Consider the following 26,691-nt stretch of genomic DNA (forward strand, 5'->3'; position numbering starts at 1 on the left):
AAACAAGCTCATAACAACAAAGACGGAGAGACCCATGACCTTTTCACTGCGTAAATTGGCCCTTGCCGCCGGCTGCATGCTGTTCGCCGGCCAGCTGCTGGCCGACGAACCCAAGCGCCCGGAATGCATCGCCCCGGCCTCCCCCGGCGGTGGGTTTGACCTGACCTGCAAACTGGCGCAAAGCGCGCTGGTCAACGAAAAACTGCTGAGCAAGCCGATGCGCGTGACCTACATGCCCGGCGGCGTAGGCGCGGTGGCCTACAACGCGGTGGTAGCCCAGCGCCCTGCGGATGCCGGCACGCTGGTCGCATGGTCCAGCGGTTCGCTGCTGAACCTCGCGCAAGGCAAATTCGGTCGCTTCGATGAAAGCGCCGTGCGTTGGTTGGCGGCGGTCGGCACCAGCTACGGGGCTATCGCGGTGAAAGCCGATTCGCCCTACAAGAACCTCGACGATCTGGTCAAAGCCCTGAAGAAAGATCCGGGCAGCGTGGTCATCGGCTCCGGCGGCACCGTCGGCAGCCAGGACTGGATGCAAACTGCGCTCATCGCCAAGGCCGCCGGGATCAACCCGCGTGAGCTGCGCTATGTGGCGCTTGAAGGCGGCGGTGAAATCGCCACCGCCTTGCTCGGTGGCCACATTCAGGTGGGCAGTACCGACATTTCCGACTCCATGCCGCACATCCTGAGCGGCGACATGCGCCTGCTGGCGGTGTTCTCCGAGCAGCGCCTGGACGAGCCGGAAATGAAGAACATTCCGACCGCCAAAGAGCAAGGCTACGACATCGTCTGGCCCGTGGTACGTGGCTTCTACCTCGGGCCAAAAGTCAGCGATGCCGACTACGCCTGGTGGAAGGAAGCATTCGACAAACTGCTGGCTTCCGAGGAGTTCGCCAAGCTGCGTGACCAGCGCGAGTTGTTCCCGTTCGCCATGACCGGCCCGGAGCTGGACACCTACGTGAAGAAACAGGTGGCTGACTACAAAGTGCTGGCCAAAGAGTTCGGCCTGATCCAGTAATCGCCCCCAGCCATGTAATGCCGCTGTAGGAGCGAGCTTGCTCGCGAAGAACTCAAGGGCGCCCCGTGTATTCAGACGGCACGCGTCATCGTTGGCGTTTTTCGCGAGCAAGCTTGCTCCTACAAAAGTCGGCTTTGGAGTCTCCTATGCTCTTACAACGCATTTTCGCCTCGGTGATGCTGCTGGTCTGCGCGGGCCTCGCGCTTATGGCCTGGCCGTATCAGGCGTCGTTTTCCTATGAGCCGGTCGGGCCTCGCGCCTACCCGCTGTTGATGCTCGGGCTGATGAGCCTGGGCCTGCTCTACATGCTGTTTCGCCCACAGCCGACCAAGCACACGGAAGAAGAACCCGCGCTGGACCGTGAAACCCTGATCAAGATCGGCATCTGCGTGGTCTTGCTGCTGATCTTTGCCGGCACCTTCGAATCCCTGGGTTTCATCCTCAGCAGCATGTTGATCGGTATTCCGATGGCACGGCTGTATGGCGGCCGCTGGTTGCCCGGTGCGGTGATCATCACGTTGATGAGCGTCGGCCTTTATCTGCTGTTCGATAAGGCCATGGACGTACCGCTGCCCCTCGGCCTGCTCGACGTTCTGGAGAACTGATATGGATACTTTCGGCTATTTGGGCCAGGGCTTCGGCGTTGCACTGAGCCCCTACAACCTGGTGACCGCGCTGTGCGGCACCTTGATCGGCACCGTGGTCGGCCTGTTGCCGGGCCTGGGGCCCATCAACGGCGTCGCGCTGTTGATCCCCATCGCCTTCGCCCTGGGCCTGCCGCCGGAGTCGGCGTTGATCCTGTTGGCCGCCGTGTACCTGGGTTGCGAGTACGGCGGGCGTATCAGCTCGATCCTGCTGAACATCCCCGGCGAAGCCTCCACCGTGATGACCACCCTCGACGGTTACCCGATGGCCCGCAAAGGCCTGGCCGGCGTGGCGCTGTCGTTGTCCGCGTGGAGTTCGTTCATCGGTGCGTTCATCGCCACCTGCGGCATGGTGTTGTTCGCGCCGCTGCTGGCCAAATGGGCGATTGCCTTCGGCCCGGCGGAATATTTCGTCCTGATGGTGTTCGCGATTGTCTGCCTCGGCGGCATGGCCGGTGACAAGCCGTTGAAAACCTTTGTCGCCGCGCTGATCGGCCTGTTCCTCTCGGCGGTCGGCATCGACGCCAACAGCGGCGTGTACCGCTTTACCGGCGACAATATCCACCTCACTGACGGCATCCAGTTCGTGGTGCTGGTGCTGGGCCTGTTCTCCATCAGCGAGATCCTGTTGTTGCTGGAAAAAACCCACCGGGGCCAGGAAGCGGTCAAAGCCACCGGACGCATGATGTTCAACCTGAAGGAAGCGGGCGCGGTATTTGTGGTGAATATCCGTTGCGGCTTGCTCGGTTTCATCATGGGCGTGCTGCCTGGCGCCGGGGCCACCCTGGCCTCAGCCGTTGCCTACATGACCGAAAAACGCATGGCCGGCGCCGGCGGCAAATTCGGCCAAGGTGACATGCGCGGCCTCGCGGCCCCGGAAACCGCGATCGGCGCGTCCGCCTGCGGCGCCCTGGTCCCGATGCTGACCCTGGGCGTTCCCGGTTCGGGCACCACGGCGGTGATGATCGGCGCCCTCTCGCTGTACAACATCACCCCTGGCCCGCTGCTGTTCCAACAGCAACCCGACATCGTCTGGGGCCTGATCGCGTCGTTGTTTATCGCCAATATCATGCTGGTGATCCTCAACATCCCGATGATCCGCATCTTCACGCGCATCCTCGCCGTACCGAACTGGGCGCTGGTGCCGGTGATCGCCATCATCACCGCGATCGGGGTGTACGCCGTGCACGCCACCACCTTCGACCTGTTCCTGATGATCGGCATCGGTATCTTCGGCTACATCCTGCGCAAGCTTGACTTCCCGCTGTCGCCGGTGCTGCTGGGCTTTATCCTCGGCGGCCTGATGGAGCAGAACCTGCGCCGTGCGCTGTCGATTTCCAACGGCGCGCTGGACATCCTCTGGTCGAGCCCGATCACCTTCGGTGTGTGGGTGTTGACGGTGCTGATGCTGGCCTTCCCGCTGGTGCGTATCTACCGTAAACGTGCCCTGCAGCGTCGTGCCGTGGCCGATGTCTGAGACCACCTTTAAACATTGGTGGGGCACACCGCTGGTCGGCCTGGCCGGCGGTTACCTGGCCAGCCTCGTCGGCTGGCCTTTGCCGTATATGGTCGGCTCGTTGCTGGCGATCATCCTGGTGCGCTGCCTGACTCCCTGGCAATTGGCCGAGATCCCCGGCGGGCGCAAATGCGGCCAATGGGTGGTCGGCATCGGTATCGGCCTGCACTTCACCCCCGTGGTGATCGAACAGGTGATGAGCCACTTCGGGCTGATCTTCTTCGGTGCGCTGGTCACCAGCCTGTCGAGCGTGGTGGGTGTGTGGTTGATGCGCCGTAGCGGCGAAGACCGCGCCACCGCGTTTTTCTCGAGCATGCCGGGCGGTTCCGGCGAGATGGTCAACCTCGGTTCACGCAACGGTGCGGTGCTCAGCCGGGTCGCGGCGGGGCAGAGTTTGCGGGTGCTGGTGGTGGTGCTGTGTGTACCGGCGATCTTCAAGTACGTGCTGGAGGGTGGCACGCCACAGTTTCATCCGGCGCCGGTGAGTTGGCCTTGGCTGCTGGCGTTGTTTCCTGTCGGCGCGCTGATGGCCTGGGGCTGGCAGCGTTTGCGTCAGCCCAACCCCTGGCTGTTCGGGCCGTTACTGGTGAGTGCCACCGCCAGTGTTGTGTGGGACTTGCATATCGGCCTGCCCGATGGCGGCAGCCAGATCGGCCAATGGCTGATCGGCAGCGGCCTGGGCTGCCACTTCAACCGGCAGTTCTTCCGCCGCGCGCCCTCGTTCATCGGGCGCACCCTGATCGGCACGGCCTTGACCATGGCATTGGCGACTGTCGCCGCAGTGGGTTTGAGTGCATTGACCGGCCTAGACCTGCGCTCACTGACCCTGGGCATGATGCCCGGCGGCATCGCCGAGATGAGCCTCACGGCCGAGACCTTGCAATTGTCGGTGCCGCTGGTGACGGCGATGCAGGTGATGCGGTTGTTGTTTGTGTTGTTTCTGGCGGAGCCGTTGTTCCGGCATTGGAACCGACGCCCTTAACCTTCGTGACTCAAGTGGCCCGTCCTGGGCCACGACCGCTGGTCGGCACTGTCATTTCTCACAGCTAGCCACGTCGCAAACACTCTGTGCTCAATCGCTACACGCTCCGCATGCCGCAGCCCATTGCCTTGCACGAGGTGTAGATCATGTCCATTGGCCCCAACGCTCAACCTCCTGTCTCACAACTGGCCCCCTACATTCCCGGGTTGAAAACACCTGTGGTGGGGTTTTCCGGCGGTGTGTACCTACAGTTGCTGGAAAGCCACGGAAGCGAGGGCCTGATTTGTGTCATGCGCCCTTACGCCGGCCAGCGTGAAGGCGACTTCCTGGAGTTGTTCTGCAGCAATCTCCAGACCCCAGTCGACTTTCACACCGTCACCGAACAGGAGGCCCGCGAAGAAAGGCCGATCGCCTTGCATATTTCCAGGGCTCGCCTGCCTGAAGGCACGGTAGGGCCGATTTTCATTCGGGTCACGCACCTTGATCAGCGGGTTGAGGAAACCCAACGCCTGACAGTCAAAGTCGACACTGTCCCTCCTACGGGTAGCGACGCCATTTCCGGACCGTCCTCGGAGAATGCACAGCTGCCGCGTCCCCAACCGACACTGACGTTGGTCGACTCAGCCGCAGCCGGGCGCGGAGTCGGTGTGAGAATTCCATTTTACCCGGTAGACCCCAGCCTTCCGGACGCCACCCACCGAGCGGTGCGCGACCGTATTCGCTTGATTATCGGTAATCAAGTCATAGAACACAGCGTCACCGAGAGCGAAGCCAACAACCGTAATCCCATCACCGTCATGGTCTACTACGCCACTTGGCTCCTGATAGGGAGTGGTCGTCACGCCTGCACCTGCGAGGTCATTGACGAGGTGGGCAACTTCGCCCCCGGCCGCTCTCCCATGCAACTGATCGAGGTGCGTCTTGACCCCAATGAGCGCCTGCTGGACCCCGCCCAGATCGTCGAAGCGCCCAGTGGTACCCTCGACGCCGACAAATTAGGTGATAAAGATGCAACCCTGCGGGTCGCCATAGCGGGCAAAGGCTGGGCTTCGGGCGACGGCATCCGCCTGACGATCCGTGGGCGCACGCAAGATGGAGTCGATATCGAACAGACCTACAACGCTTCGATCCCTTCACCTACCGTCCCGTTCGCTGATTTCCCATGGCCCAATGCTGATCTGCGGGCACTCATCGGCGCGTTGATTCAGCTGAGTTATGAGCGAGTAAGAGCCGGCCAGGTCAACCTGCCTTCGGAAAACACCTTCGTCCAAGTCATCGGTACCCCTACCGATACCGGTCTTGCGGTGCCGCAATTACCCGCTGCCAGCGGCGGTGTGCTGCATCCGCTCACCGACCCGGTCACTGTCCACATCACTTCATACACCGGCCAGAAACCCAACGACCGCGTCACCCTGGTGCTGGAGGGCACCTATGCCAATGGCCATCGTTTTTACCAGGAACATACACAGGTCGCCGGCCTTGGCGATATCATCTTCGACCTGCCCAACGGGGTTGACGGCGATATCCGCCAACTCGATGGCGGCCGGCTGATGCTCTATTACTACATCAACCTGGCCGGGCAGCGGCCACCGTCCGCCATCCTCACACTCGACATCGGCGAACCTCAGGACGCCCTGCCCGCGCCAACGGTCCAGCAGGCACCGGAACCCGACTTCACCTTTGACCCGGAAGCTTCCAAGGGCAATGCCAACGTCACGGTACCGGGCCACGCCACCTTCATCGCAGGGGCCACGGTCACGTTATATGTCGAGGGCAGCGCCCTGGGCGGCAGCGCCCCGCCAGCGGCATTTCCTATCACACAGCCCTGGGTCGGCCGAGACTTGCCCTTTGTTGTTGCACGGGTGTTCATCGTGGCCAACCTCAACGGTTCGGCGCGTCTCTACTACCGAGTGGACAGCCCCAACCAACGCACCCGCTACTCCCAGGCGCGGGTGATAAAAGTCGGCAGCGGGCTGCAACTGCCGGTGCCGCGCATTCTGGAAAGTACGTTCACCGGCGACACCACCGCCACCCTCAATCCGGTTCATGTGCTGCCCCCCGCTCCGCCGGTGTGCACCCTGCGGGTGCGCTACAGCCCGATGCTGGCCGGCGATGATATCCAGCCGGTCTTCAGCGGCACGCCCGGCCCAGGGACCCCCGTATTGAACCCTTTGCCCGGCAACCCCGCACAGGGCTATGTCGATTTCCCCGTCAGCAATCTGGTGATTGCCGCCAACCTGGGCAAGACCGCCACGCTGTCCTATACGGTAACCCGCGCAGGGGCCACGACGTTGTCCCAGGCCTCCACCCTGACCGTCGACCCATTGCCCTCTCAATTGCTGGACCTGGTCAGCGTGCCCCCCTCAACAGGCATCATCAATGTCAACTCGGCGTATACCGTGCTGGTGCGCGAATGGTCGTTCATGCGCTCGGGCCAAGCCGTGTGGATCGATATCAATGGCCCCGGCCCCGCCGGCCTGAAGTTGCGCGACGGCACGCCCTTGACTACGCAAGAGTTCGCCGCCCGACGGATCGAACTGCCCTTGCCCAACGATTACCTGCGCATGCAGCCCAACCTCAGCAACTTGAGCGTGGAAGTGCGGGTATCCCTCAACGGCAACGTCGGCAAGTACTTCGCCACCGACTTGCGAACCGTCAACTATCGAATCAATAACACACGCGGCATCTTTGCACGCATTGCGGTGGGCACAGGGCCGAACACCCTGGTACTCAGCCCCGACGGCAACCGGCTGTACGTGGGTTGCCTGTTTGGGCAGCCGTCGATCTGGGTAATCGATACACTGCGCAACCGCGTCATCGGCAGTTTTGATGTACCTGGGTCCCCCGTCTGGATGGCCGTTCACCCCACCGCCGGGCGCTTGTATGTCACCGATAACAGCGTTGCAGCCAACACCTCGATTCGCATCTACAGCACCCTGGACCATTCACTGGTCGATACCCTGACCGGGTTCGGCACCGTCAACGGGATCGCCTTCAACACGACGGGCTCGCGCCTGTATGTGGCGGACAATCGCGCCGGGAGGCTGATCATCCTCGACACCGCCAACCACCAACCATTGGCCTCGGTGCCGGTGCCCAACCCCATCGACATCACGTTAAGCCCCGACAACAGCCGCGCCCATATCGCGACGCTCGACGGCTGGGCCGTGGTCAATCTCACCAACAACAGCCTGATCAACAGCGTGGCGGCGGCAAACCCCACACACATCGCCCACAACCCCCGTGCCTCCCAGGTGTACATCACCCGCAGAGACACCGGCGTCGCCATCGGCAATACGCAGACCGCGCGTATCGAGCAGACCCTCACCGGTTTGCAAGGCCCTTACGACATCGCTTTCGATCGTGGGCGAGACATTGCCTATGTGACGCAAACCGATAGCGACCGGCTCGGCATTATCGATACACGCCTGCGGCGAGTGACGGGGGCCTATGCCGGTTTCAACAAGCCACGCGGGGTGGTGGTTGCCGCCGACGGCACCCATGGGTATGTGGCGAATATTGGCGATGATAGCGTGGCGTTCGTGGTGTTTTAGCTGGGGAATGCCGTTTGTCGGCACTGTCATTTCTCACAGCTAGCCTGCGTTTACAACCGGATGTCAAATGAGTACTGCGACTTCGCCCAGGCACCTTGGCATTCGGGGCTCGAAGCGTCTCTTTCATTTTGCAAAGGACGTCGTTCATGAACCAACTCATTGATAGCCCCGCCGACACCTCCGATCAACTGCCGGCGCTGTACCCTACGCGCCCAGCCCCCGCAAGCAGCACTGACCCGACTCAGCCGGACCTGAACCCGAACTACTTTGTACCGGCGCTGGACAGTGATGATCCGGTGACCGCCAGCAGCTTCTCGAGCATGCCATTTCACAACTTGCCGCTCTATATTCCCGGTCTTACCCAAAAAGTGGTTGAGTACGATGGCGGTATCAACCTGGCGGCACTGGAGGTCAATCTCGAAAAGGGCTTGTTGTGCGCCTTGCTGCCTTACCTGGGTATGGCCGCGCTGGATTTCATCGAGGTATTTTGTAACGACCTCGTGGTTCCAGTGGCGAGACACATTGTGACTCAGGATGACGTCGACGCCGCGAGAATCATTCCGCTGTACATAAATCGCACCCGTTTGCCTGATGGCCCCGCCGATCCCGTCTTTATGCGGCTCACTCGCGTAGGAGGTGGCCAGGAAGAAACCCCGAAACTCAGATTGAAGGTTGATACGGTCAGACCCGCTGGTATCAACCCGAACCCAGGTCAATCCTACAACGCAAATTTGCCTGCGATTGAAGTCCCACCGGACATCCGCGAATACGGGGTGACGCAGGACGCCGCCAACAACGGCGTGCCTTTCACTATTCCTTTTTACCCTGTTAACGACACTCAATCACCCAGGACCTACCGGGCCGCAAGGGACCGGATTCGCCTGAGCATCGGTGGGCACATCTTCGTATACACCGTGACGGAAGGTGAAGCAGCCGGTAGAGACCCCATCACGATCATCCTGCATGCCGGGTTCTGGGCAACGGTGGGTAGTGGGTCCCATGTGTGTGAATACCAAATCATCGATGAGGTCGGAAACGCTTCCGATGGTTGGTCACCTTCGTTTGTGCTGATCGTTCAGATAAATGACGGCAGTGAACCTTTATTGATCGCCGCCTATATCGACGAAGAAAACCCGGAAGGCGTGCTCGACCATGACAGCCTCAATGGCGCGGACGCAACCATCCGCGTGTTCGTGCGCAATCATCAATATGCCGTGGGTGACGTGATTCGTGCACGCATCAATGGTCGCGCCCAGGATGGTACACCCATCATTACTTACCACGACTCTGCCCCGCTGACCTCCACCACGGTACTTCAAATCAGTATCCGACTCGCCAATGAAGTGGTGCAGGCGCTGATCGGCGGCAAGTTGCAATTGACGTATCAACGTATTCGCCCAGGGGTGCCGGATCGTGGCTCCGATAGCAGTATTTTGCAGGTGATCGGCACCGCACTCCCCGGTGGGCTCCTCGCTCCCCATATCATTGAAGCCAACGGCGGTATTCTCGATCCGCAAACATTGTTTTTTAATGCTGAACTGTACAAATACCCCGGTCAGGGTGCTCACGACCTGGTGACTCTGGTGATGGTGGGCACGCGTGCTAATGGCAATAACTTCTATCAGGAAGTTGATGAAGTCGCCGGCACTGACAATATCCTGTTCTTCATACCTAACGGCCCTGACGGTCCTATTGCAAAACTTGAAGGGGGAACGCTACGTCTCTATTGCCGTGTGACCAGTGCCGACGGCTCTGAAACCCGCACCTCCCCGGACGTGACGTACGCCGTCGGCGAACCGGCGGCAACCCTGAAGGAGGTAGTGATACTGCAAGCACCTGGACCGCTCTATCAATTTGATCCTGAAAAATCGCTGGGCAATGCCAATATACAAGTGTCGCCCGACCCTGATATCCAGGCGAATGACACTATTCATCTGCACTGCGAGGGGGACACCGCAGGCGGCACTCCGGCCGTGCAGGACTTCCTGGTGACAGGGGCATGGGTGGGCAGAACGATACCGTTCACCTTGCTGCGCCAATACATCATCCCCAATAACATCATGCGGATTTACTACAGGCGCACACGTGATAACGAACCGACGCGGTTCTCCCATGAGGTGCAAATGAAAGTCGGCGCCAAACTGGAACTCGCGCCGCCTATCGTGTTGGAGGCCACCAAGACAGGTGACAATACTGCTGAACTCAACCCTCGGCATACAGAGTCCCCACCCGTCGTAACTATCAGGGTGATCTCGGATAAATTCCCACCCACTGCGGATATTAAATTGTTCATTATCGGGATACCCAACGGCATCGGCCAGCCCGACATAGCAATGAAACCCGCCCGGCCTGAGCCAGGTACCAACTATGTAAGTTTTACGGTACCGAACAGGTTTGTCGCGGCCTACTTCGGCGGAACGTGCACCCTGTACTACAACTTGCTTGAGGATGGCAAAACCACCAAGTCGGAAGAACTGACTTTGAGTGTCAGCGAATATACGCAAGATGAGCTAGATTTACTGAGCATTCCCGAAGCGCAAGATAATCGCATCGTCAAGAGTGAAGGCAACCATGTCCAGATAGATGCATGGGCATACTTCGCTCAAGCTCAGCAGGTTTTTATTGACCTGGAGAGTTCTACAAATCTTGCCTTGCGTACGGGGACACAAGTCAGTGCCGCCGAATTTATCGCCAGGAAGACAACGGATTTGATCCCCGCAGCTTATGTGCAAAAATTACTCGCGAATGATGTGCTGGAGGTTAAAGCGCGTGTTTCGATGGATGGGACGGGTAACAAGGATACGGCGATTGCGCTTAAGCCGGTGAGTTATAGCATTGCAGGTCAAGCGGAAATCATTGGCACCATTCCTGTGGGTAAAGGCCCGCAGCTAATGGCAATCACGCCCGACAGCAATAAGCTATATGTCACGAACATCCTTTCCAGCACAACCACGGTCATCAATACTCAGACTCAAAAAGTAGAGACTACTCTAGCTACTCCAGGCTGTTACGGTGTCAGCGTTAGCAAAGATGGAACTCGAGTTTATATCAGCAGAACCTCGAGCCAAGTAGTTTCACAAGTATTTATTTACAGCACCATTGGCAACGCTTTTCTTGGTAGCTTTACTAGCTACCAAAGTCATTGGCCTGAGGGATTACTTGCAAACGCCGACAACACAAAAGTATACGTATCCATCGGCCAAAATGCATTTGATGTATACAATGTAGAGCCGTACAACCTAAGGAAACGCATCAGTATTGCGCATCGCCCGCACACCATATTTGCAGATTTAAAAAGAGAACAAATATATGTCCAAACGCAAACCATAGGAGCCAATTACTTTCTTAGATTTGACCCAAATGGCGACACATTCCTAAATAACACGCCCGACCTTGGTGGAAAACCCAGGGCAATATCTTTTCACGGTAGCCGTCCAAGGGCCTGTTACACAACAGACACTACGGTCGGTTTCCTTAATACGTCATTGAACACAATTGCTGGCGAACTGACAGGCTTTGCAAAAGCATATGGCGTAGCCTGCCACCCTACTCTTAACCTGGCGTATGTGGCTGATAGTCTGCAGCATACAGTTACCGTTATTGACACCAGCACCGACTCACCGAAAGAGCTATATAAACTAAGCGAGTTCAATGCCCCTACCGACGTTCTGGCTTCACCTGATGGCAAGCGTGTCTACGTCATCAACTATGCGGCTGAGGTCATTTCAGTCATCCGTACTTAATTAATCAACACCCAAAAAAAAGCCCCGTATTAACCAATACGGGGCTTTTTCATACTTCACGCTAAACGCTCACACCCTTAGAAATCGTAACGCACCCCCACATTCACCCCCCAAGGCTGGTCAATGTTCTTGCCCATGCTGCGTTCCACATCGGCATGCACCTTCCAGTTCTTCGACACGGCCATTGCCACGCCCGCCGCCATTTCAACCCGGGTACCCGACAGGTCGTTGTTGAAGCTGTTGCCGTTCACCGAGACTTTGTTGCTCTGGTTGAACTCATGGGCAACCGCGGTACGCAGGTACGGCTGCAGCACGCTGCCACCGTCCAGCTGGATATCACGCCCGGCGGTCACACCGGCCTTGCCCACCACCGAAGCGGTACGCGGGCCTTTGGCTTGCAGGCCGTTGTCCAGCTCATAGCTTTGGCTCTGGATGATTGCGGTGTTCAGTTGACCGTAAGGTTCAACGAAGAAGCCATCGTCCAGCTTGATGTGCCGGCCCACTTCCGCCGAAGCGGTAACCGCGTTCTGCGTGTAGTTGCCCTTGGCTTTTTTACCGTCGCTCATGGCCACGTTGGACTCGTTGTGCAAACGGTTGAACTTGAGCACGCCATCGAAGTAGAAGCCGCTTTCAGCGTCCAGCCAAGTGGCGTAGGCACCGGCGTAGTAGCTGTTGACGGTGGCTTTGCTGCCACGGCCCAGGTCCAGGTCCGACGTGCTGTGACCCGCCAGGAAGCCGGCCAGCCATTGGCCATCGCCGCCCGACAGTGGTGTGTCCGCACCCAGGGTGAAACCGCGTTGGTTCTGGTTGTACTGCACTCCTTTATTGCGGTTGTCCACTTCGAACTTGTTGCCGTACGCACGGCTCCACAGCCCGCTCGACTTGCCATCGCTGTGACGCAACTCACCCATGCGCGTACGCAGGTTGGTCATTTCACCATACAGTGCGCTCGGCGCCGCGTTGGCCAAGGCCAGCACGGAGTTGGTGCTTGGGCTGATGACCTTGCTGCCCGGGTCCAGCAACCAGTCCTTGCCTTCGTTGTCCTCAACCAGGCTGTAGGAGTAAGTACCGACATCCACGCGATCCCCCACGAGGCTGAACTTCGCGCCGCCATCTTCGGTGTGCACCACGTGCAGGCGGTCTTCACTCAACGGGTCGGCCCCGCTGCTGGCGATCAACAGCTTGTGGTCACCCGAGGACGTGCCGGTGACATTGAGGAAGTCGCCGGTCAGGGTGGAGAAGTCCGCACTCATGATGAAGGTGCCATTGCCCGACAGGTTGGCCACATCCAACTGGTAGAACGTGCCGGTGTCACCGAACTTGACGTTACCGCCGCTCAACGACAGGTCGCCCACCTGTTGGTTGTCGACCATCACCCAGGTAGCGTCGCTGTTGATCGCCAGTTTGTCGACGTTCTCCAGGCGGCCGGTGAGTACCGCGCCATTGTTCAAGCCCACGCTGGCGGTGCCGCCGTTGTTGATCACATCGCCATTCATAACGGCGTGGTCAAGGTTCAGGTCCAGGGCGCTGCCCGCGCCCACTTGGATGTTGCCGGCCAGGGCGCTGTTGTTGACGCGCATGTTAGCCGAACCACCATTGGCAAGCTCCAGCATGTTGCCGTTCTGCCCCTGCAAGGTGGAGCCATTTTTAACGTCGATTTCAGCCGTTACGGGCCCCAGCACACTGATCGCCGGACCGTTGAGCCCGACAACCCGCGAACCATCCAGGGTCAACTGAGGCACTTGAGTCGCAGTAGCACTATCAAGCGTCATGACGACACCCGTAGTAGCGCCGGTAATTTCACTGCCTGTCGCGATCGCCGAACCACTGAGCAACCTCAGGCCCTGCTGGCTTTGGCCCGTCAGCGACGTGTTGTGCAACTCCAACAGGCTGTGGGCCGTGACGTTGGCGCCGTAGGTCGCCCCCGTGATCTCGCTGTCGTTGACCTGGGCATGCGAACCTGTGGTCGAACTCGCCTCGCGAGCCACGTTCAAGCCACCGTTCGTGTAGCTGGTAATACGCATACCAGAGATCACTGCATTTGAATTGCTGAGCGCAATCGCCGCCTGGGAGCCATGGACGGACGTCACGTTGGCGCCTGTCAAGGTCAGCGCTGATCCGTCGGTGGCGCTGATTTCTTTAACCGTTGCGCCGGTATGAACATTCAGCGTCGCACCGTTTCTAGCAATGTAGTCGGTGGCGCCTGTTCCAGAGTAGACGTCTAGTTTGCCGCTACCGACGTTACCGTCGACTACGATAGCTGAAAGCGCCTGTTCGCTTAACAGGTACAGTGGCGCAATCGCCATCAGTTTGACGAAGGACGATAAACGCGAATAACGAAACGGAAGAGCAGTAATGGAAGTCATGTCATGTAGCCTCAGAATAAATACCAGTTCGAACCCGGACCCCGTATCGAATAGGTTTCCGTTTTCACGGCGCAGAGACTAATGATCTGATTTCCCTAAGCGTGTAGGACTTTCCTTAATGACGCGTCTGTAGCGACGACAGGTCAGTGGATAAAAAACGGCCCCACCTGCCTCACAGAGACAGGCGGGGCCGTACTAATCAAAGCGTACCGCGACGTGTTGCCCCGGGAACACAGGTGGGCGGCGAGCCAGTGGAAAGCAGATCCCAGGCAGCCCTCACCTCATCGGATTGGCCTCGATCGCCAGTCGAAGGTCGCAAGAGTTTCCAACGTATACCGATGTAACCTCGAGCTTGAGTCCCCGTGAAGTCCTCGAACCAGGCTTTCAGGTGCATCGGCACGATCAAACCATTGTTGACATCGGAGCTGGTGAGGGTGAATTCAGGACTCACAATGGGGTTTCCGACAGGCATACCGACGGGCGTTGCGAAAGCATACCTGACCGCTTCAACCGTGACCTTGTCGTCAATTTCGAGCGTTCCTGGGTCCAGAATCCTGATAGGAACAGACTCCCAGGGCACGTGATCGCAATTGATGAAATAGCTGAAGTTCGGGTTGCCTGTAATGGGTTGAGCCTTGTCGAAAATAGCCAGCCCCAGACCCGATAGATTGAAGATCTCCACGATCACATCTTGATGCACCGAATGCTTGTAATTGACCGCATTGCGGATGATGCAGTAGGTATCAATGGTACCGTTGCCCACGGCATCGATATCGGCCCAAGCGACGGTAAAGGGTACCAGGAAACCAGCACCTTCCGAGCCCGTCACTGGGTAAGTGGCGACAACGTTGCCTGAATAGACGAAATCAATGAAAACGCCCACAACCAAACCGGTTGGTAACGGGAAACTGACCGTTGCATCAAAGCCGCGGTCTTTCTCGGAGAGACGGTTGGGAGGGCTGGGCAGCGGCCCACCACCGGTGAGCGCAGGCGCGGCAATGGCAGGGTCTACAGGCCCTTCGCCAGGGTTTGAGACCCCAGGTTCTCGTAGGTCAACTTCTGTTTGTACAATCGTCGCAGGGAAGGTTGAACCGTCCAGGCGATTTATAACAAGTGCGATATTCGCATCGTAAAACTCCCCTGGTATAGCGATGGGCGCAAAGCCGACGGGGATATCCAGTGGGAAAGTGCCCATGCCAATCGGTTGGTTATAGACCTCTGCCCCCTCCCACATCACCACCAGCCTGTCACTGGGCAAGTGGCCGGTCAGACCTTGCAGGCGTATCGTCACACCGTTACGGGCCTCCTCCTTATCCACCAACGGGCCTTCCAGCACCGAAATCAGGCCGAATACCGGTGGCTCGTTAAGGCTGACCCGTACATAGCTCGGAAGAGAAAGATTCGTAGTGTTAAAGGCACGGTCCGTCAGATTGTAAGTCACCTCGATTTCACCTGGCTTTTCCAGGATCACCGCCGTTGGAATGATGCCGTCGATAGCTCCTGTCGGCGGCACAGCATCTTCGATGGCAGTGACGGAAGTCCCGACATACACACTATAGGTATCGCCACCACGACGGTCCGCCGGGGTGGGGATGGTGAATCCCAGGCCGGTTTTACCTACTAGAAAAGCGGGAGTCAGTTGCGAACCATAATCTTCGAACTGGATCCTGGCAGGTTGAGCACCGTAATTAGGATCCTGCGCATCCACGTAAACCCGGATGAGATTGTAGTTAATATCATTACCGCTGGCATTGCGCACATGCACTCGAATGTCTTTGATACCGTGGACCTGCAACAATGATTTAGGCCCGAGGTCCACGATAACCGGGTTTGGAAGTGCCACGGCCGTCTCGTAGGTGTCAATGTAGACTGCCCTGTCATTCACAAATATTGTGAGTGTTTCGAACTGTTCCAGGATCCCTCGTGGCCATGGCGTAATACTCAGCTGAATCCCTTCCAATTGCATCGTACGGGTCACGATATTGCGGTGAGTATCTCCGACAATAGCAGGCAATAAACCGGGGATCTGCGGCGCGGGTTGAAGCGAGGGATTATCTGGCGGATCTTCCCAATCCTCCAGGGGGCTTTCTGATTTGACAGCAGGTTCATGGGGCTTACTGGACATGATTCAAACTCCTCATACGAATAAGTATCTGTCCGGGCATAAAACGACTGCATGACACACCCGGTGTAATTGCTTAAACAAACAACCAACCATCACCTTGTCTGGTTCTACAAACTCGTTGATGTCTCGTTCATTAGAGAGCATTTTTGGGCGACGCATAACTGTCAAACTTGACAGTACTCACCACTCGCTCACTTCACTGAACCCTTGAATAAATCAGGCGAGCCTTTCATCCTGACGAAGCGTTTTAATGTCATCCGACAGGCAAGGTTCTGCACCACCAGGTCGGATCAACGTGATGAAGACCAGCGCGGGGCGGGAATAGCCCATACCCCCTCCCGCCGGCTTGATGACCTGGTAGCGCGCAACGGCAGAGCCGTGCCGAGGGTTGGTCTGCCCTTGGGGCGGTTTCACCAACCCCGGATTACGAATGAAGGGATCGAACGGAACCCTGAACTCATACCCATTGCGGGCCTCATCGGCAGTCAACACATGTGAAAAGGTCGCTATGGTTTCTGGCATCACGCCACTGGGATGACCATTGGGGTTCGCATAGCTTGCCCATTCCAGACGGACCTCATCCCCCGCCTCCAGTCTGTCTTCATCCCCGGGAATCAAGACCCCCGCACCATTTACCCAAGGTCGCAGTGGGCAACTGATAAAGCCAGAATCAGGCCCTGGCCCATAGTTGACCCCAACGTACACAAGGTTTTTCAGCCCGACGATAGGGATGACATTGACGAGCACCGCCGTATCAGGCGCGCGCTGGCGGTTGACCCCGTTGAAAGTCCAATAGAAGAAAGGAATGACACCGCCGGAGCCGACGATCAATTCGACAATATCCCAGTCGACCAAAAACTCGACTTCCTGACCGGCGACATCTCCTTGCTGCACGGGATAAGTCGCAACGGGTGAAGGGTGGGTATCTATCATCAACTCCAGGATGTGCCCTACCACAGGCCCGTCCGGCAACGGCGCTACGACCCGCACAGGTAGACCCACATCATTGATCGTCAACAGGTTGTCACCGTCTCTCCCCTTGACGGTGACCCTGCCCAGCAAGGCGTTGATCGGATCCGGATTGTCAGGGCTTACCGCCCCGAAAACCGTGAGGTCGACCGGCACGAAGCGTGGTTGCGACGGCCGTGTTGGCGACGTGCCGCGCTGCCAGGTGTAGTCTGCCCGGACAACCCCCGGCGTGAACTCGTAGCCACCGCTTGCAAGAAGTGAATAAGGAATGGGGACACGGATGGGCCAGACCTGAACATCAGCAATTACGATTGGGTCCAGGGCAATCAGGTCCCAAAAGGGCTGCAAAATATCCCCGGCGATGGAGCCGACCACCTCAAGGATGTTCATATACACCCCCCCCGGTTGACGGGCGTCGGCCAGGTTTATGAGCCCATCCTCCAACTGCGGCAGTTGCACCGGGCGTAGGTCAGTAGGTGTAGTTACCAGGTTGATAAACAAGGGGGCAATGAAAGATGGCCCGGACTCACGACCAGAGCGATCAGTAAGAAAATAAAAAACGTTATATTCCTTACCCGTCTGCAGGCCACGCAGGAGATCCCCTGGAAGAAACACTGTTACCGGTGCTCCGTTTTTGTGTGCCTGAGTGATTTCGGTAGTGGCAACGATGCCCTGTCGTCGGTCATGTTTGCGCGGCGAACGTACCGAAGGTAAAAGCGCGATATAAGTCTCGACCTTATCGCCCAGTCGCATATCCAACCAGGCAGGTACAGTGGGGGAGACGATCGTTGCCACCACCCCGCCGTTGTTGGCAGGGTCATCCAGATAGGGGTCGTCGACACCGTTTGCTTCGACCTCCGGCGGAAAACGAAGACGCGGACCTCGTTGCCCCTGATTGGGCCCGACCTTGTCACTGTCCAGCACTGTTACGAAAGAAGGTTCGGAGGGGTTTCCACTGGACTCTCTCAAGGTCACTCGGTAGTACACGTCATGCAGGCCGGGAGCGTCCATAAAATGAGAGGGGACAAAGCCATCGGCGTCGGGAAGATCGTTCTCGTCATAGGGATATTCCAGGAACTTGGTATCAAACGGAACAGTGGCGTTGTTCCAATACCAACGCACACCAGTTATATCTCCCGGCTGCAGAAAGGTACTTCCGCCCCATAGAACAGGCACCAAAACCCGCAACCCCGTACTTTGAAAGGGCACTGGGATTTTATGACCGTTGTCGTCTGGCATGAGCGGTAATGCATCGGGTACGTCCGGTGCATCAAGCATATTAACGCCAAGGACTTTGGTGCTGGTGAGCGTGGAGTCGTGTCCATTGGATTTTGGCATGTCTAGTCTCCTGGGCAATTAGCAATGAGCCACCGTCGACCATGACCTGCTGCTTGCCAGATCCTGTGGTCGGGAAGATTAGTTAATGCCTTTCTGCTGAGGGGGGATACTGTCAGAACTAACAGGTAACGGCGGGCACCGAAGCCCTCCACCAAGTTGAGCCCCATTGCCAACTATTGATAAAACAACAAGTTACAAAGGCCGGAGCGGCGTTGCACCGCCCCAGTGATTCAGACCAACGGCACCCGCCAATCAATCGGCGTCTCGCCATTCTGCTCAAGAAACTTGTTGGCACGGCTGAAGTGCCCGCACCCCAGGAACCCGCGATACGCCGACAACGGCGAGGGATGCACCGAGGTCAGCACCAGATGCTTGGTGGCATCGATCAGCTTCTGCTTGCTCTGGGCGTGCGCGCCCCACAGCAGGAACACCAGGTGCGGCTGGTGCTGGCTGACCACTTCGATAATCCGATCGGTAAAGAACTGCCAGCCCTTGCCCGCATGGGCGTTGGCATTGGCGCGCTCGACGGTCATGGTGGTGTTGAGCAGCAGCACGCCCTGGTCGGCCCAGCTTTGCAGGCAGCCGTGGTTGGGGATGTCGATGTTCAGGTCGCGCTTGAGCTCTTTATAGATATTGACCAGCGACGGCGGCGTCGGCACGCCCGGTTGTACCGAGAAGCACAGGCCATGGGCCTGGCCGGGGCCGTGGTACGGGTCTTGGCCCAGGATCACCACCTTGACCTGGTCCAGCGGCGTGGAATTGAGCGCATTGAAAATCAGCGGGCCTGGCGGGTAGATCTCTTTGCCGGCCGCATGTTCCTGACGCAGGAACTCGCGCAACTGGGCCATGTAGGGCTGTTCGAATTCGTCGCGCAGGGCGTGTTTCCAGCTGGGTTCGAGTTTGATACGGTCGCCGTCGGTCATCGTGCACGTGTCTTGTCAAAAGAATGAAGCGAACCCTAGGAAAGCCCACTCCGCTTGTCAATTGATCTGACACACCACCGGCACTTTCCTACCCAGCGATCATACTGATCTTCCAACCTATCGATTGAGGTCACGATGAACCTGCACTTCGAAGAGCTGACCTGCAGCGACGGTGCCCGTCTCGGCATCGCCAGCCTGGACGCGGAAAAATCCCTCAACGCCCTGTCCTTGCCGATGATCCTGGGCCTGAGCGAACGCCTGGAGGCGTGGGCCAAAGACCCGCATATCGTCTGCGTGCTGCTGCGCGGCAACGGCGCCAAAGCCTTTTGCGCCGGTGGCGAAGTACGCAGCCTGGCCCAGGCTTGTCGTGAACATCCCGGCACGGTGCCCGGCCTGGCGGCGCAGTTTTTTGCCGCCGAATATCGTCTCGACTATCGCCTGCACACCTATCCCAAGCCACTGATCTGTTGGGGCCACGGTTACGTGCTCGGCGGCGGCATGGGGTTGCTGCAAAGCGCGGCGGTGCGCATCGTGACGCCCAGCAGCCGCCTGGGTATGCCCGAAATCAGCATCGGCCTGTACCCGGACGTGGGCGCCGGCTGGTTTCTCTCGCGCCTGCCCGGCAAGTTGGGTGTGTTCCTCGGCCTTACCGGCGCGCCGATCAACGCTCGAGATGCCCTGGACCTGGGCCTGGCCGACCGTTTCCTGCGCGATGACCAACAAGAGGCGCTGATCGAGGGCCTGCTGCGCCTGAACTGGCAGGAGCAGACCGCGAAACAGCTCAACAGCTTGCTCAAGGCCCTGAGCCAGGAAGCGCTTGGCCAGCAACCCGCAGCACAATGGCTACCGCGTCGTGCGCAGATCGACGAGTGGCTGGACGTGGGTGACGTACGTTGTGCCTGGCGCGCCCTGAGCCAGCTGCGCGAGCACACCGACCCGCTGTTGAGCCGCGCCGGCAAAACCCTCAGCGACGGTTGCCCGCTGACCGCGCATCTGCTGTGGGAGCATCTGCGGCGCGCCCGTCATCTGTCACTGGCCCAGGTGTTCCAGGTGGAGTACACCTTGAGCCTCAATTGCTGCCGTCACCCCGAGTTTGCCGAAGGCGTGCGCGCACGTTTGATCGACAAGGACCAGGCGCCCCACTGGCACTGGCCGGATATCGACACGATCCCGGACGCGGTAGTCCAGGCGCATTTCAACAAAGCCTGGGAAGGTCGCCACCCGCTGGCGGATTTGTCCGACTACTGACAGCTCATGCCTACCGACCGTTGACCCTGAACGCGCAGTTGTCGGGCTGGCTGTCCTGACACAGAAAAACCTGTTGTTCGAAAGGAGCTTCGCCAGGCTCCCAATGCGAAGTACTGGTCAACGACATGTTGGTGACAAGGTCTCCCAGGGCCGGTCTCATGGCAACCAGGTTACCGCTACCGCTGCGGTAGAGACATTTGTCCATGTAGCCGTCTTCCCGCTCTTGCCCGCTGCCCGGCATGAAGATTGCGCCGATAAACAGGTCGATAAAGTCGCGGCTGTCGACCTTTGGGCTCTGCCACAGCAGTTGCTTGTCCACGGTTCTGAAATGCCCGTCGATGTAACGGATCGCGGAGGGATAGGGGCAGCCTTGCTCAGCCTGCACTTGGGCGATCGCGCTGAGCATCAAGATGCACAGGGCCACCAGCTGTTTGAATAGAGGGAGGTTCATTCGACGAGTCGCTCCACTGGACAAGCACAACGGCTTTTGTGCAGTGAAATATAGTTTGGCCCCAAAATATAGCTGTTAATTCTGACAGTACTTATAAACGCCAGGTATAAAAAAACGGCGCCTCATGCGCCGTTTCTTCCGCTCGTCAGCGATGCCCGCCGCGCCCGCCGCCATGATCGGAGCCGCGCCCGTGACCGCCGCCGTTACCCCAACGGCTGCCCCAGTCCTGATTTTGATAGGGTCGGTAGCCGGGCCGTGGGTAATAGCGCGGTGACGGCTGATAATACCGGGGTGCCGAGTAGTACCGCGGCGCTGAGTAATAGCGCGGTGCCGGCGCGTAGTAGCCGCGCCCGTAATAGGCAGGGCCGCCGTAGTAATAGGCCGGAGCCGGTGCGGTGTAGACTTCGGAGCGGTAGTAGGTGCCGCCTCCCTCGTAGTAAGGCACGCAAGCTGACAAGGTCAGGCCGAGTAAAGCAGTGAGCAGCAGTCGTCGATACATGGCGGCCTCCTGGACCGCGAGAGAGCACCTCCAGCGACGCTGGAGCGCGGCATTCAGCTTTCACTGAATGACGAAACATCTGACATCAAAAACGGAATCTGGTGCGTTTTCGCAACAACTTGATACACCCGCGCAGCCGGTATCGATTCAGTCATTTGATCCGGCGGGCGACTTGGTCAGTTGCGGCACTCAGTAGCCTGAGCAGGGTCGGCCCTGTATCGTACAAGGCACACCGGGAACTCTCCGGAAACTCGCCCGACCCAGCCCGAACCTACCCATGACCACACCCACCCTTTGCCCTGCCTGCGGCGCCCGCAACGACTGCTCCCTGGCTGACCCGCGCACGGTCGACCAGGCGTGCTGGTGTTACAGCGTCACCATCGACCCGGCAGTCCTCCAGGCCCTGCCTGACGAATTGCGCAACCAGGCCTGCCTGTGCCCGCGCTGTGCCCAGGTCGATGAGCAGTTGCGTGGCAACGGGCCGACGTAATGCGGGTTGATCGTTTCCTCAGTAACCTGCCGCGGTTCAATCGCAAGCAAGTCCGCCTGTTGCTGGTTGAACGGCGGGTGTCGGTCGATGGCGTAGCGGTCAGCGACCCGCATCACGAGGTGCGGGCCTTCAGCCGCGTGTGCGTTGACGACGATGTGCTGCAGGCCGGCAAACCGGCGCGCTACTTCATGCTGCACAAACCCCAGGGTTGCGTAAGCGCCACGGCCGACCCACAACACCGCACTGTGCTGGATCTACTGGATGAGCCGGACAAAGAGGAGTTGCACATTGCCGGCCGCCTGGATTTCAACACCACCGGCCTGGTGCTGATCACCAACGACGGCCAATGGTCGCGCCGCCTCACGCAACCGCAGACCAAACTGCCCAAGGTCTACCTGGTGCAGACCGAGCAGGACATTGGCCCGGAATACGCGGCGACCTTCGCTGCGGGCCTGTATTTTGCGTTTGAAGACCTCACCACCCAACCGGCCGAATTGGCACTGCTGGGCCCCAGAACCGCACGCTTGAGCATCATTGAAGGCCGTTACCATCAGGTCAAGCGCATGTTCGGGCACTTCAATAACAAGGTGATCGGCCTGCATCGCGAGCGAATGGGCCCGCTGGCGTTGGATGCAGCCCTCGAGCCGGGCCAGTATCGCGCGCTGACTGCGGATGAAATCCGACAGATATGACGACCGTTCGGCCGGTAGTGGCAAAAACCCATTTCTGTGGCTTGCGACTTCCGGGGTCAGGTGCTTGAATCACACCGTCAGCCAAAATATGACTGACGAGTCGCCTATAACCTCCAAGAAACACTTTGCCCCGCCCGCGCCTGATCCATGGGCCTTCCCGGCAAACAGCCCGCCATAACAACACCCGTCGGCCAGCCGTTATCGGACCGACATGGGCCTCCCATTCCAGGCGTATGCCTACCTGTCATAAAGCTCGTGCAGAGTGTTCTGCGCGCCCTACCCGCTTGCCAGGAGTCTTATGACATGAGGCCAGAAATCGCTGTGTTGGATATACAGGGTCAGTATCGGGTTTACACGGAGTTCTATCGCGCGGAAGCTGCTGACAAGACCATCATCCTGGTCAACGGCTCCATGGCCACCACGGCATCTTTCGCCCAAACCGTGAAAAGCCTGTACCCGCAATTCAATGTGGTTTTGTACGACCAGCCCTACGCTGGCCGCTCCAAAATCCATAACCGCCATGAGCGCATGCTGACGAAAGAAGTCGAAGGCCAGATCCTGCTGGAGCTGATCGACCACTTCGCCGCTGAGCACGTGCTGTCGTTCTCCTGGGGCGGTGCCGCCACGCTGGTCGCCCTTGCCCACCGCCCACGCCGTGTGGAAAAAGCGGTGATCAGCTCGTTTTCCCCAGTGATCAACGCGCCCATGCGCGATTACCTTGAACGCGGCGTCGACTACCTCGGCAACCTCGACCGTCACAACGTCGGCCACCTGGTCAACAGCACCATCGGCAAACACCTGCCATCGCTGTTCAAACGCTTCAACTACAAGCACGTGAGCAGCCTGGCCGAGCACGAATATGGGCAGATGCACTTTCACATCAGCCAGGTGTTGAACAGCGACCGGTTGTGCTACCTCAAGGCGGCCAAACAGATCGACATTCCGGTGCTGTTTGTGAATGGCGAATGGGACGAATACACCAGTGCCCAGGACGCCACGTTGTTCGGTCAACACGTGGCGAACAGCAGCTTCAGCACCATCCAGGCGACCGGACACTTCCTGGACATGGAGCACAAGGCCGCATGCCGGGACACTCGGAATGCGGTGGTGGGCTTCCTCAAGCCAGAGCGTCAGGCCAGTCGATTGCGCTACCAACGGGACCAGACGCAGCATGCCTTGGCAATTTGAAATATCGCTTACTGTGGCGAGCAAGCTTGCTTGCGCTGGGGTGCGAAGCAGCCCGACTGTTTTTATTTTAGGAGCGCGTCGCCCCCAGCGGGAGCAAGCTCCCTCGCCACAGGCACGCGTGCTCCTACAGTGGATCCAGTCGTCGACTTACGTAACCCACACATTTTTGAAGAAAAACTTCAAATCCCGGCGAACATCTGGTACAAAGTCAGCCGCTCTGAGCGGGTATAGTTTAATGGTAGAACAGTAGCTTCCCAAGCTTCCGACGAGGGTTCGATTCCCTCTACCCGCTCCACTCAAATTCGCGCTCCACGTCAGGTTGTTTTTTGACGCAGGATGCCTAAAAAAACCGGCCCTTTGAGGCCGTTTTTTTTTGCCCTACGCTAGGGCCGACGGTGACAATGAAGCGTTTCTTCGCGCCATCAGCTATGTGGCTAAAGAATGACAAAGTAACGCTGAAGCGGGCATGGGCCGTGAGAGCCTCTACAAAGCCCTTGCTCCCGGCGCAAAACCTCGCGTTGAAAGCGTACTCAAAGCACTCCACTCCCTGGGTATCGATCTGTTTGCCCGAGCGGGACACACTGCCCATCACTCAATCATTTGAGCCGCCCCCCGCTGCACCACCCAAGCCAACGGCAACGTCACTAACAACACCCCTGCCAACACCATCACCGCAACCGGCACGCCCAGCGCATCCCCCACGCCACCCAACACCACCGGCGCCAGTGCTCCGCCCCCAATGGTGCCGGTATAGAACAGCGCGAACGCCTGTTCCCGCTTGCCCGCGCTCGCCAGGTCCGGCACGGCGCCGTACAACACCGAAGAGGTGCCATTGAGCACCAGGCCGAGCACCGGCAGCATCACCATCAACCCGGCCAGTGGCAGGTACACCGCCGCGACAATCAGCAGCGCGGTGCTGGTTTCCGTCAGCCATACGGTTTTCATCATGCCGATACGGGCGCCGAGGTAGCCACAAAAGAGCTTGCCGAACGCGCCGCCGATAAACAGCAGCGTCAATGCCAAGCCAATGCCGGCCGTACCCGCGCCTTTGGCTTGCAGCAGGAACGGCAGGAACGTGAGAAACCCCATGCGCACGGCGCTGTCGAGGGTGCCGGTGAGGATCAGTGCGCGCAGGCCCGTGGCGGACCCTTTGCCGGTGAGGGGCTTTGCCTTTTTACTCGCCGTGGGTAGAGAAGACTGGCCAGAGATCAACCACCACAACAGCCCCGCCGCCAGCAGACCCAGCAAGCCCAGCAGTGTGGCACTGGCGCGCCAACTGACCACGGTCAGCAGCAGGCCGATCAGCCCCGGAATCAGGGTTTTGCCGATGTCGCCGGAGAAGTTGTACTGGGACAGCGCTTGCTTGACGCCACCACCATCCTCGTAGGCGTCGGTGATCATCGAGGACGCCAGCGGGTGTTGGGCGCTGGCGCCCAGGCCGCCGAGCAGCAGCGCCAGCAGCAACAGGCCGAGGCCGGTGGCTTGCCCGACCAACAAATAAGCGGCACCTGCCAGCGCCGTGCCGCCCACCAGCATCGGCATGCGCCCCCAGCGCTTGGCCGCACGGCTGGCCATGAGTTGGAACACCGCCATCGTCCCGGAATAGGCCCCGCGCAACAGGCCGATCTGGGCGTAGGACAACGCGAACTGGGTTTGCCAGATCGGCAGCAGTACATAGATGACATCAGTAAGGCCATCGTGTACCGCATGGGCGCCGCAACCGGCGATGAGCAAGCGACGGCGCGAGGATCGTTCGGTTGCAGGCAAGGCGACCATATCGTTCATGGTGTCGGGACCCGTTCAGGCGTAAGGGGCTTCCAGCCGGTCTGGGCGATCAGCAGGATGAGGAGTTGCACACCGATAATCAGGCTCACGCAACCGGGCCAGCCCCATTGTTCCCAGAGCAATGCTGGGACGATGGCGCCGCAACTGCCGCCCAGGTAATAACAGGTGAGGTAGGCCCCCACCGCGCCAGCCTTGTTGTCACGGGCTGTGGCGGCCGTGAAGGCATTGGCGGCGGTCTGCGCGAGAAATACCCCGGTCGAACTGAGGGCCAGCCCCACCACAATGCACCACAAGGGCGCCAACAGGGTCAGTGCCGAACCCGTGACGCCGAGCACGACGGCAACACTCAGCAGCTCGGCATGGGGCCGGGCCTTGCCAAGACGGCCGGCAAGGGGAATCACCACCAGGGCCAACAGGAAGACCATGTAGAGTGCGCCTAAGGCGGCAGGCCCGAGATGGTAAGGTGCCAAGCCCAGATAGAGACCCGCGTAGGTAAACGCCGCAACCTGTGAAAACAGCACGCAAAAACCTACGGCGTAGGCTGCCAACAACGGTAGGCGAAAGACGCCCGCTGCGGTGGCTTTCAACTGCACCGCCCGTGGCCGATTAGCGGGCAATAGAAACTGGATAAACCCGCCTACCATCAAGCTTAGTACCGCCAGCCACTCAAAGGCCTCGCGCCAGCCCACATATTCTGTGATCACCCCCGTGACGAAGCGCCCGGCAAACCCGCCCAACACAGTGCCCGCCACATAAAGGCTGGTGACTTCAGTCACCGTACCACCGCTCCAGCGATCGCCGATATACGCCACGCTGGTGGCAAACACCACCGGGATCAACAGGCCTTCGACGAATCGCCACGCCAGCACTTCGGCGAAGCTGTCGGCATACGCCGTCATCAATGCCGGCACTGCCAGCAACAACGCGGCCACCGCGATCACCGTGCGTTGTTCGAAACGCCCGGTCAGGCGGCTGACGAAAGGTGCAGTGATGGCCACAGCCAAGGTCGTCACCGTGATGCTCCACCCCGCCGCCTTGGCGCTGATCTGAAACTGCACGGCAAAGGTCTGGAGAATACTCTGGGTTGCATAGAGGTTGAGAAACGCCGCGCACCCACACAAAAACAGGGCAAGGCGGGCACAATGCAGGCGCGGTTTCATGAA

General features: G+C 59.0%; 18 protein-coding genes, 1 tRNA gene and 1 pseudogene. 12 read left to right on the forward strand and 8 right to left on the reverse strand.

What is annotated here, in order from left to right:
• Positions 1-34: 34 nt before the first annotated feature.
• From C9383_RS07625 to C9383_RS07650, 6 genes are all read left to right on the forward strand, one after another.
• Positions 35-1,015 (forward strand): Bug family tripartite tricarboxylate transporter substrate binding protein, encoded by a 981-nt coding sequence (locus C9383_RS07625; RefSeq protein WP_090366230.1) that lies wholly within the window; start codon positions 35-37, stop codon positions 1,013-1,015.
• Positions 1,016-1,161: 146 nt separating this feature from the next.
• The gene (locus tag C9383_RS07630; protein WP_060753721.1) at positions 1,162-1,620 is read left to right on the forward strand and encodes a tripartite tricarboxylate transporter TctB family protein; all 459 of its coding nucleotides are present in this window, start codon (positions 1,162-1,164) and stop codon (positions 1,618-1,620) included.
• A 1-nt stretch (position 1,621) separates the two neighbouring features.
• Positions 1,622-3,136 carry a tripartite tricarboxylate transporter permease gene (locus tag C9383_RS07635; protein WP_060753722.1) on the forward strand — a complete coding sequence of 505 codons (1,515 nt, stop codon included), beginning with the start codon at positions 1,622-1,624 and terminating at the stop codon, positions 3,134-3,136.
• Positions 3,129-4,157 (forward strand): AbrB family transcriptional regulator, encoded by a 1,029-nt coding sequence (locus C9383_RS07640; RefSeq protein WP_090372234.1) that lies wholly within the window; start codon positions 3,129-3,131, stop codon positions 4,155-4,157. The genes C9383_RS07635 and C9383_RS07640 overlap by 8 nt, the downstream gene beginning before the upstream one ends.
• A 146-nt stretch (positions 4,158-4,303) precedes the next feature.
• Entirely contained in the window at positions 4,304-7,711 is a 3,408-nt protein-coding gene (locus tag C9383_RS07645) for a YncE family protein (protein ID WP_235863177.1), read from the forward strand.
• Positions 7,712-7,857: 146 nt separating this feature from the next.
• Complete coding sequence (locus C9383_RS07650) at positions 7,858-11,454, forward strand: YncE family protein (RefSeq protein WP_090366232.1); 3,597 nt, start codon at positions 7,858-7,860, stop codon at positions 11,452-11,454.
• 77 nt (positions 11,455-11,531) lie between these two features.
• Here the strand turns inward: C9383_RS07650 and C9383_RS07655 are convergent, their stop codons facing one another.
• From C9383_RS07655 to ung, 4 genes are all read right to left on the reverse strand, one after another.
• Positions 11,532-13,820, reverse strand: a complete 2,289-nt coding sequence (locus C9383_RS07655; RefSeq protein ID WP_090366234.1) for an autotransporter outer membrane beta-barrel domain-containing protein — start codon at positions 13,818-13,820, stop codon at positions 11,532-11,534.
• 199 nt (positions 13,821-14,019) lie between these two features.
• On the reverse strand, positions 14,020-15,945 hold the full coding sequence (locus C9383_RS07660) for a hypothetical protein (protein WP_090366235.1): 1,926 nt from the start codon (positions 15,943-15,945) through the stop codon (positions 14,020-14,022).
• Positions 15,946-16,161: 216 nt separating this feature from the next.
• Positions 16,162-18,252 (reverse strand): hypothetical protein, encoded by a 2,091-nt coding sequence (locus C9383_RS07665; protein WP_107338860.1) that lies wholly within the window; start codon positions 18,250-18,252, stop codon positions 16,162-16,164.
• Between the two features lie 230 nt (positions 18,253-18,482).
• A complete protein-coding gene (ung, locus tag C9383_RS07670; RefSeq protein ID WP_090366237.1) occupies positions 18,483-19,175 on the reverse strand; it encodes a uracil-DNA glycosylase in 693 nt (230 codons plus the stop codon).
• Positions 19,176-19,310: 135 nt separating this feature from the next.
• Between ung and C9383_RS07675 the strand changes: the two genes are divergently transcribed.
• The gene (locus tag C9383_RS07675; protein ID WP_090366238.1) at positions 19,311-20,423 is read left to right on the forward strand and encodes an enoyl-CoA hydratase/isomerase family protein; all 1,113 of its coding nucleotides are present in this window, start codon (positions 19,311-19,313) and stop codon (positions 20,421-20,423) included.
• A gap of 10 nt (positions 20,424-20,433) precedes the next feature.
• On the opposite strand, the gene C9383_RS07680 is transcribed toward C9383_RS07675, so the two are convergent.
• Positions 20,434-20,874 (reverse strand): DUF3757 domain-containing protein, encoded by a 441-nt coding sequence (locus tag C9383_RS07680; protein ID WP_090366240.1) that lies wholly within the window; start codon positions 20,872-20,874, stop codon positions 20,434-20,436.
• 145 nt (positions 20,875-21,019) lie between these two features.
• The gene (locus C9383_RS07685; RefSeq protein WP_090366242.1) at positions 21,020-21,373 is read right to left on the reverse strand and encodes a hypothetical protein; all 354 of its coding nucleotides are present in this window, start codon (positions 21,371-21,373) and stop codon (positions 21,020-21,022) included.
• A gap of 277 nt (positions 21,374-21,650) precedes the next feature.
• Between C9383_RS07685 and C9383_RS07690 the strand changes: the two genes are divergently transcribed.
• The 5 genes and pseudogenes from C9383_RS07690 to C9383_RS28360 all read left to right on the forward strand — a co-directional run.
• Complete coding sequence (locus tag C9383_RS07690; RefSeq protein WP_090366243.1) at positions 21,651-21,863, forward strand: cysteine-rich CWC family protein; 213 nt, start codon at positions 21,651-21,653, stop codon at positions 21,861-21,863.
• Positions 21,863-22,555 carry a pseudouridine synthase gene (locus tag C9383_RS07695; RefSeq protein ID WP_090366245.1) on the forward strand — a complete coding sequence of 231 codons (693 nt, stop codon included), beginning with the start codon at positions 21,863-21,865 and terminating at the stop codon, positions 22,553-22,555. The genes C9383_RS07690 and C9383_RS07695 overlap by 1 nt, the downstream gene beginning before the upstream one ends.
• Before the next feature lie 303 nt (positions 22,556-22,858).
• Positions 22,859-23,743 (forward strand): alpha/beta fold hydrolase, encoded by an 885-nt coding sequence (locus C9383_RS07700; protein WP_060753731.1) that lies wholly within the window; start codon positions 22,859-22,861, stop codon positions 23,741-23,743.
• A gap of 221 nt (positions 23,744-23,964) precedes the next feature.
• Positions 23,965-24,038, forward strand: a tRNA-Gly gene (locus C9383_RS07705).
• Positions 24,039-24,113: 75 nt separating this feature from the next.
• Positions 24,114-24,347 (forward strand): annotated as a pseudogene (locus tag C9383_RS28360) (helix-turn-helix domain-containing transcriptional regulator); the annotation flags it as partial.
• Here C9383_RS28360 and C9383_RS07715 read toward each other — a convergent pair.
• Positions 24,332-25,528 carry an MFS transporter gene (locus tag C9383_RS07715; RefSeq protein ID WP_090366246.1) on the reverse strand — a complete coding sequence of 399 codons (1,197 nt, stop codon included), beginning with the start codon at positions 25,526-25,528 and terminating at the stop codon, positions 24,332-24,334. The pseudogene C9383_RS28360 and the gene C9383_RS07715 sit on opposite strands and share 16 nt — an antisense overlap.
• Complete coding sequence (locus tag C9383_RS07720) at positions 25,525-26,688, reverse strand: MFS transporter (RefSeq protein WP_090366248.1); 1,164 nt, start codon at positions 26,686-26,688, stop codon at positions 25,525-25,527. Before C9383_RS07720 ends, C9383_RS07715 begins: the two co-directional genes overlap by 4 nt.
• Positions 26,689-26,691: the final 3 nt, after the last annotated feature.

It is taken from the genome of Pseudomonas palleroniana, assembly GCF_003031675.1.
Classification (GTDB): domain Bacteria; phylum Pseudomonadota; class Gammaproteobacteria; order Pseudomonadales; family Pseudomonadaceae; genus Aquipseudomonas; species Aquipseudomonas palleroniana.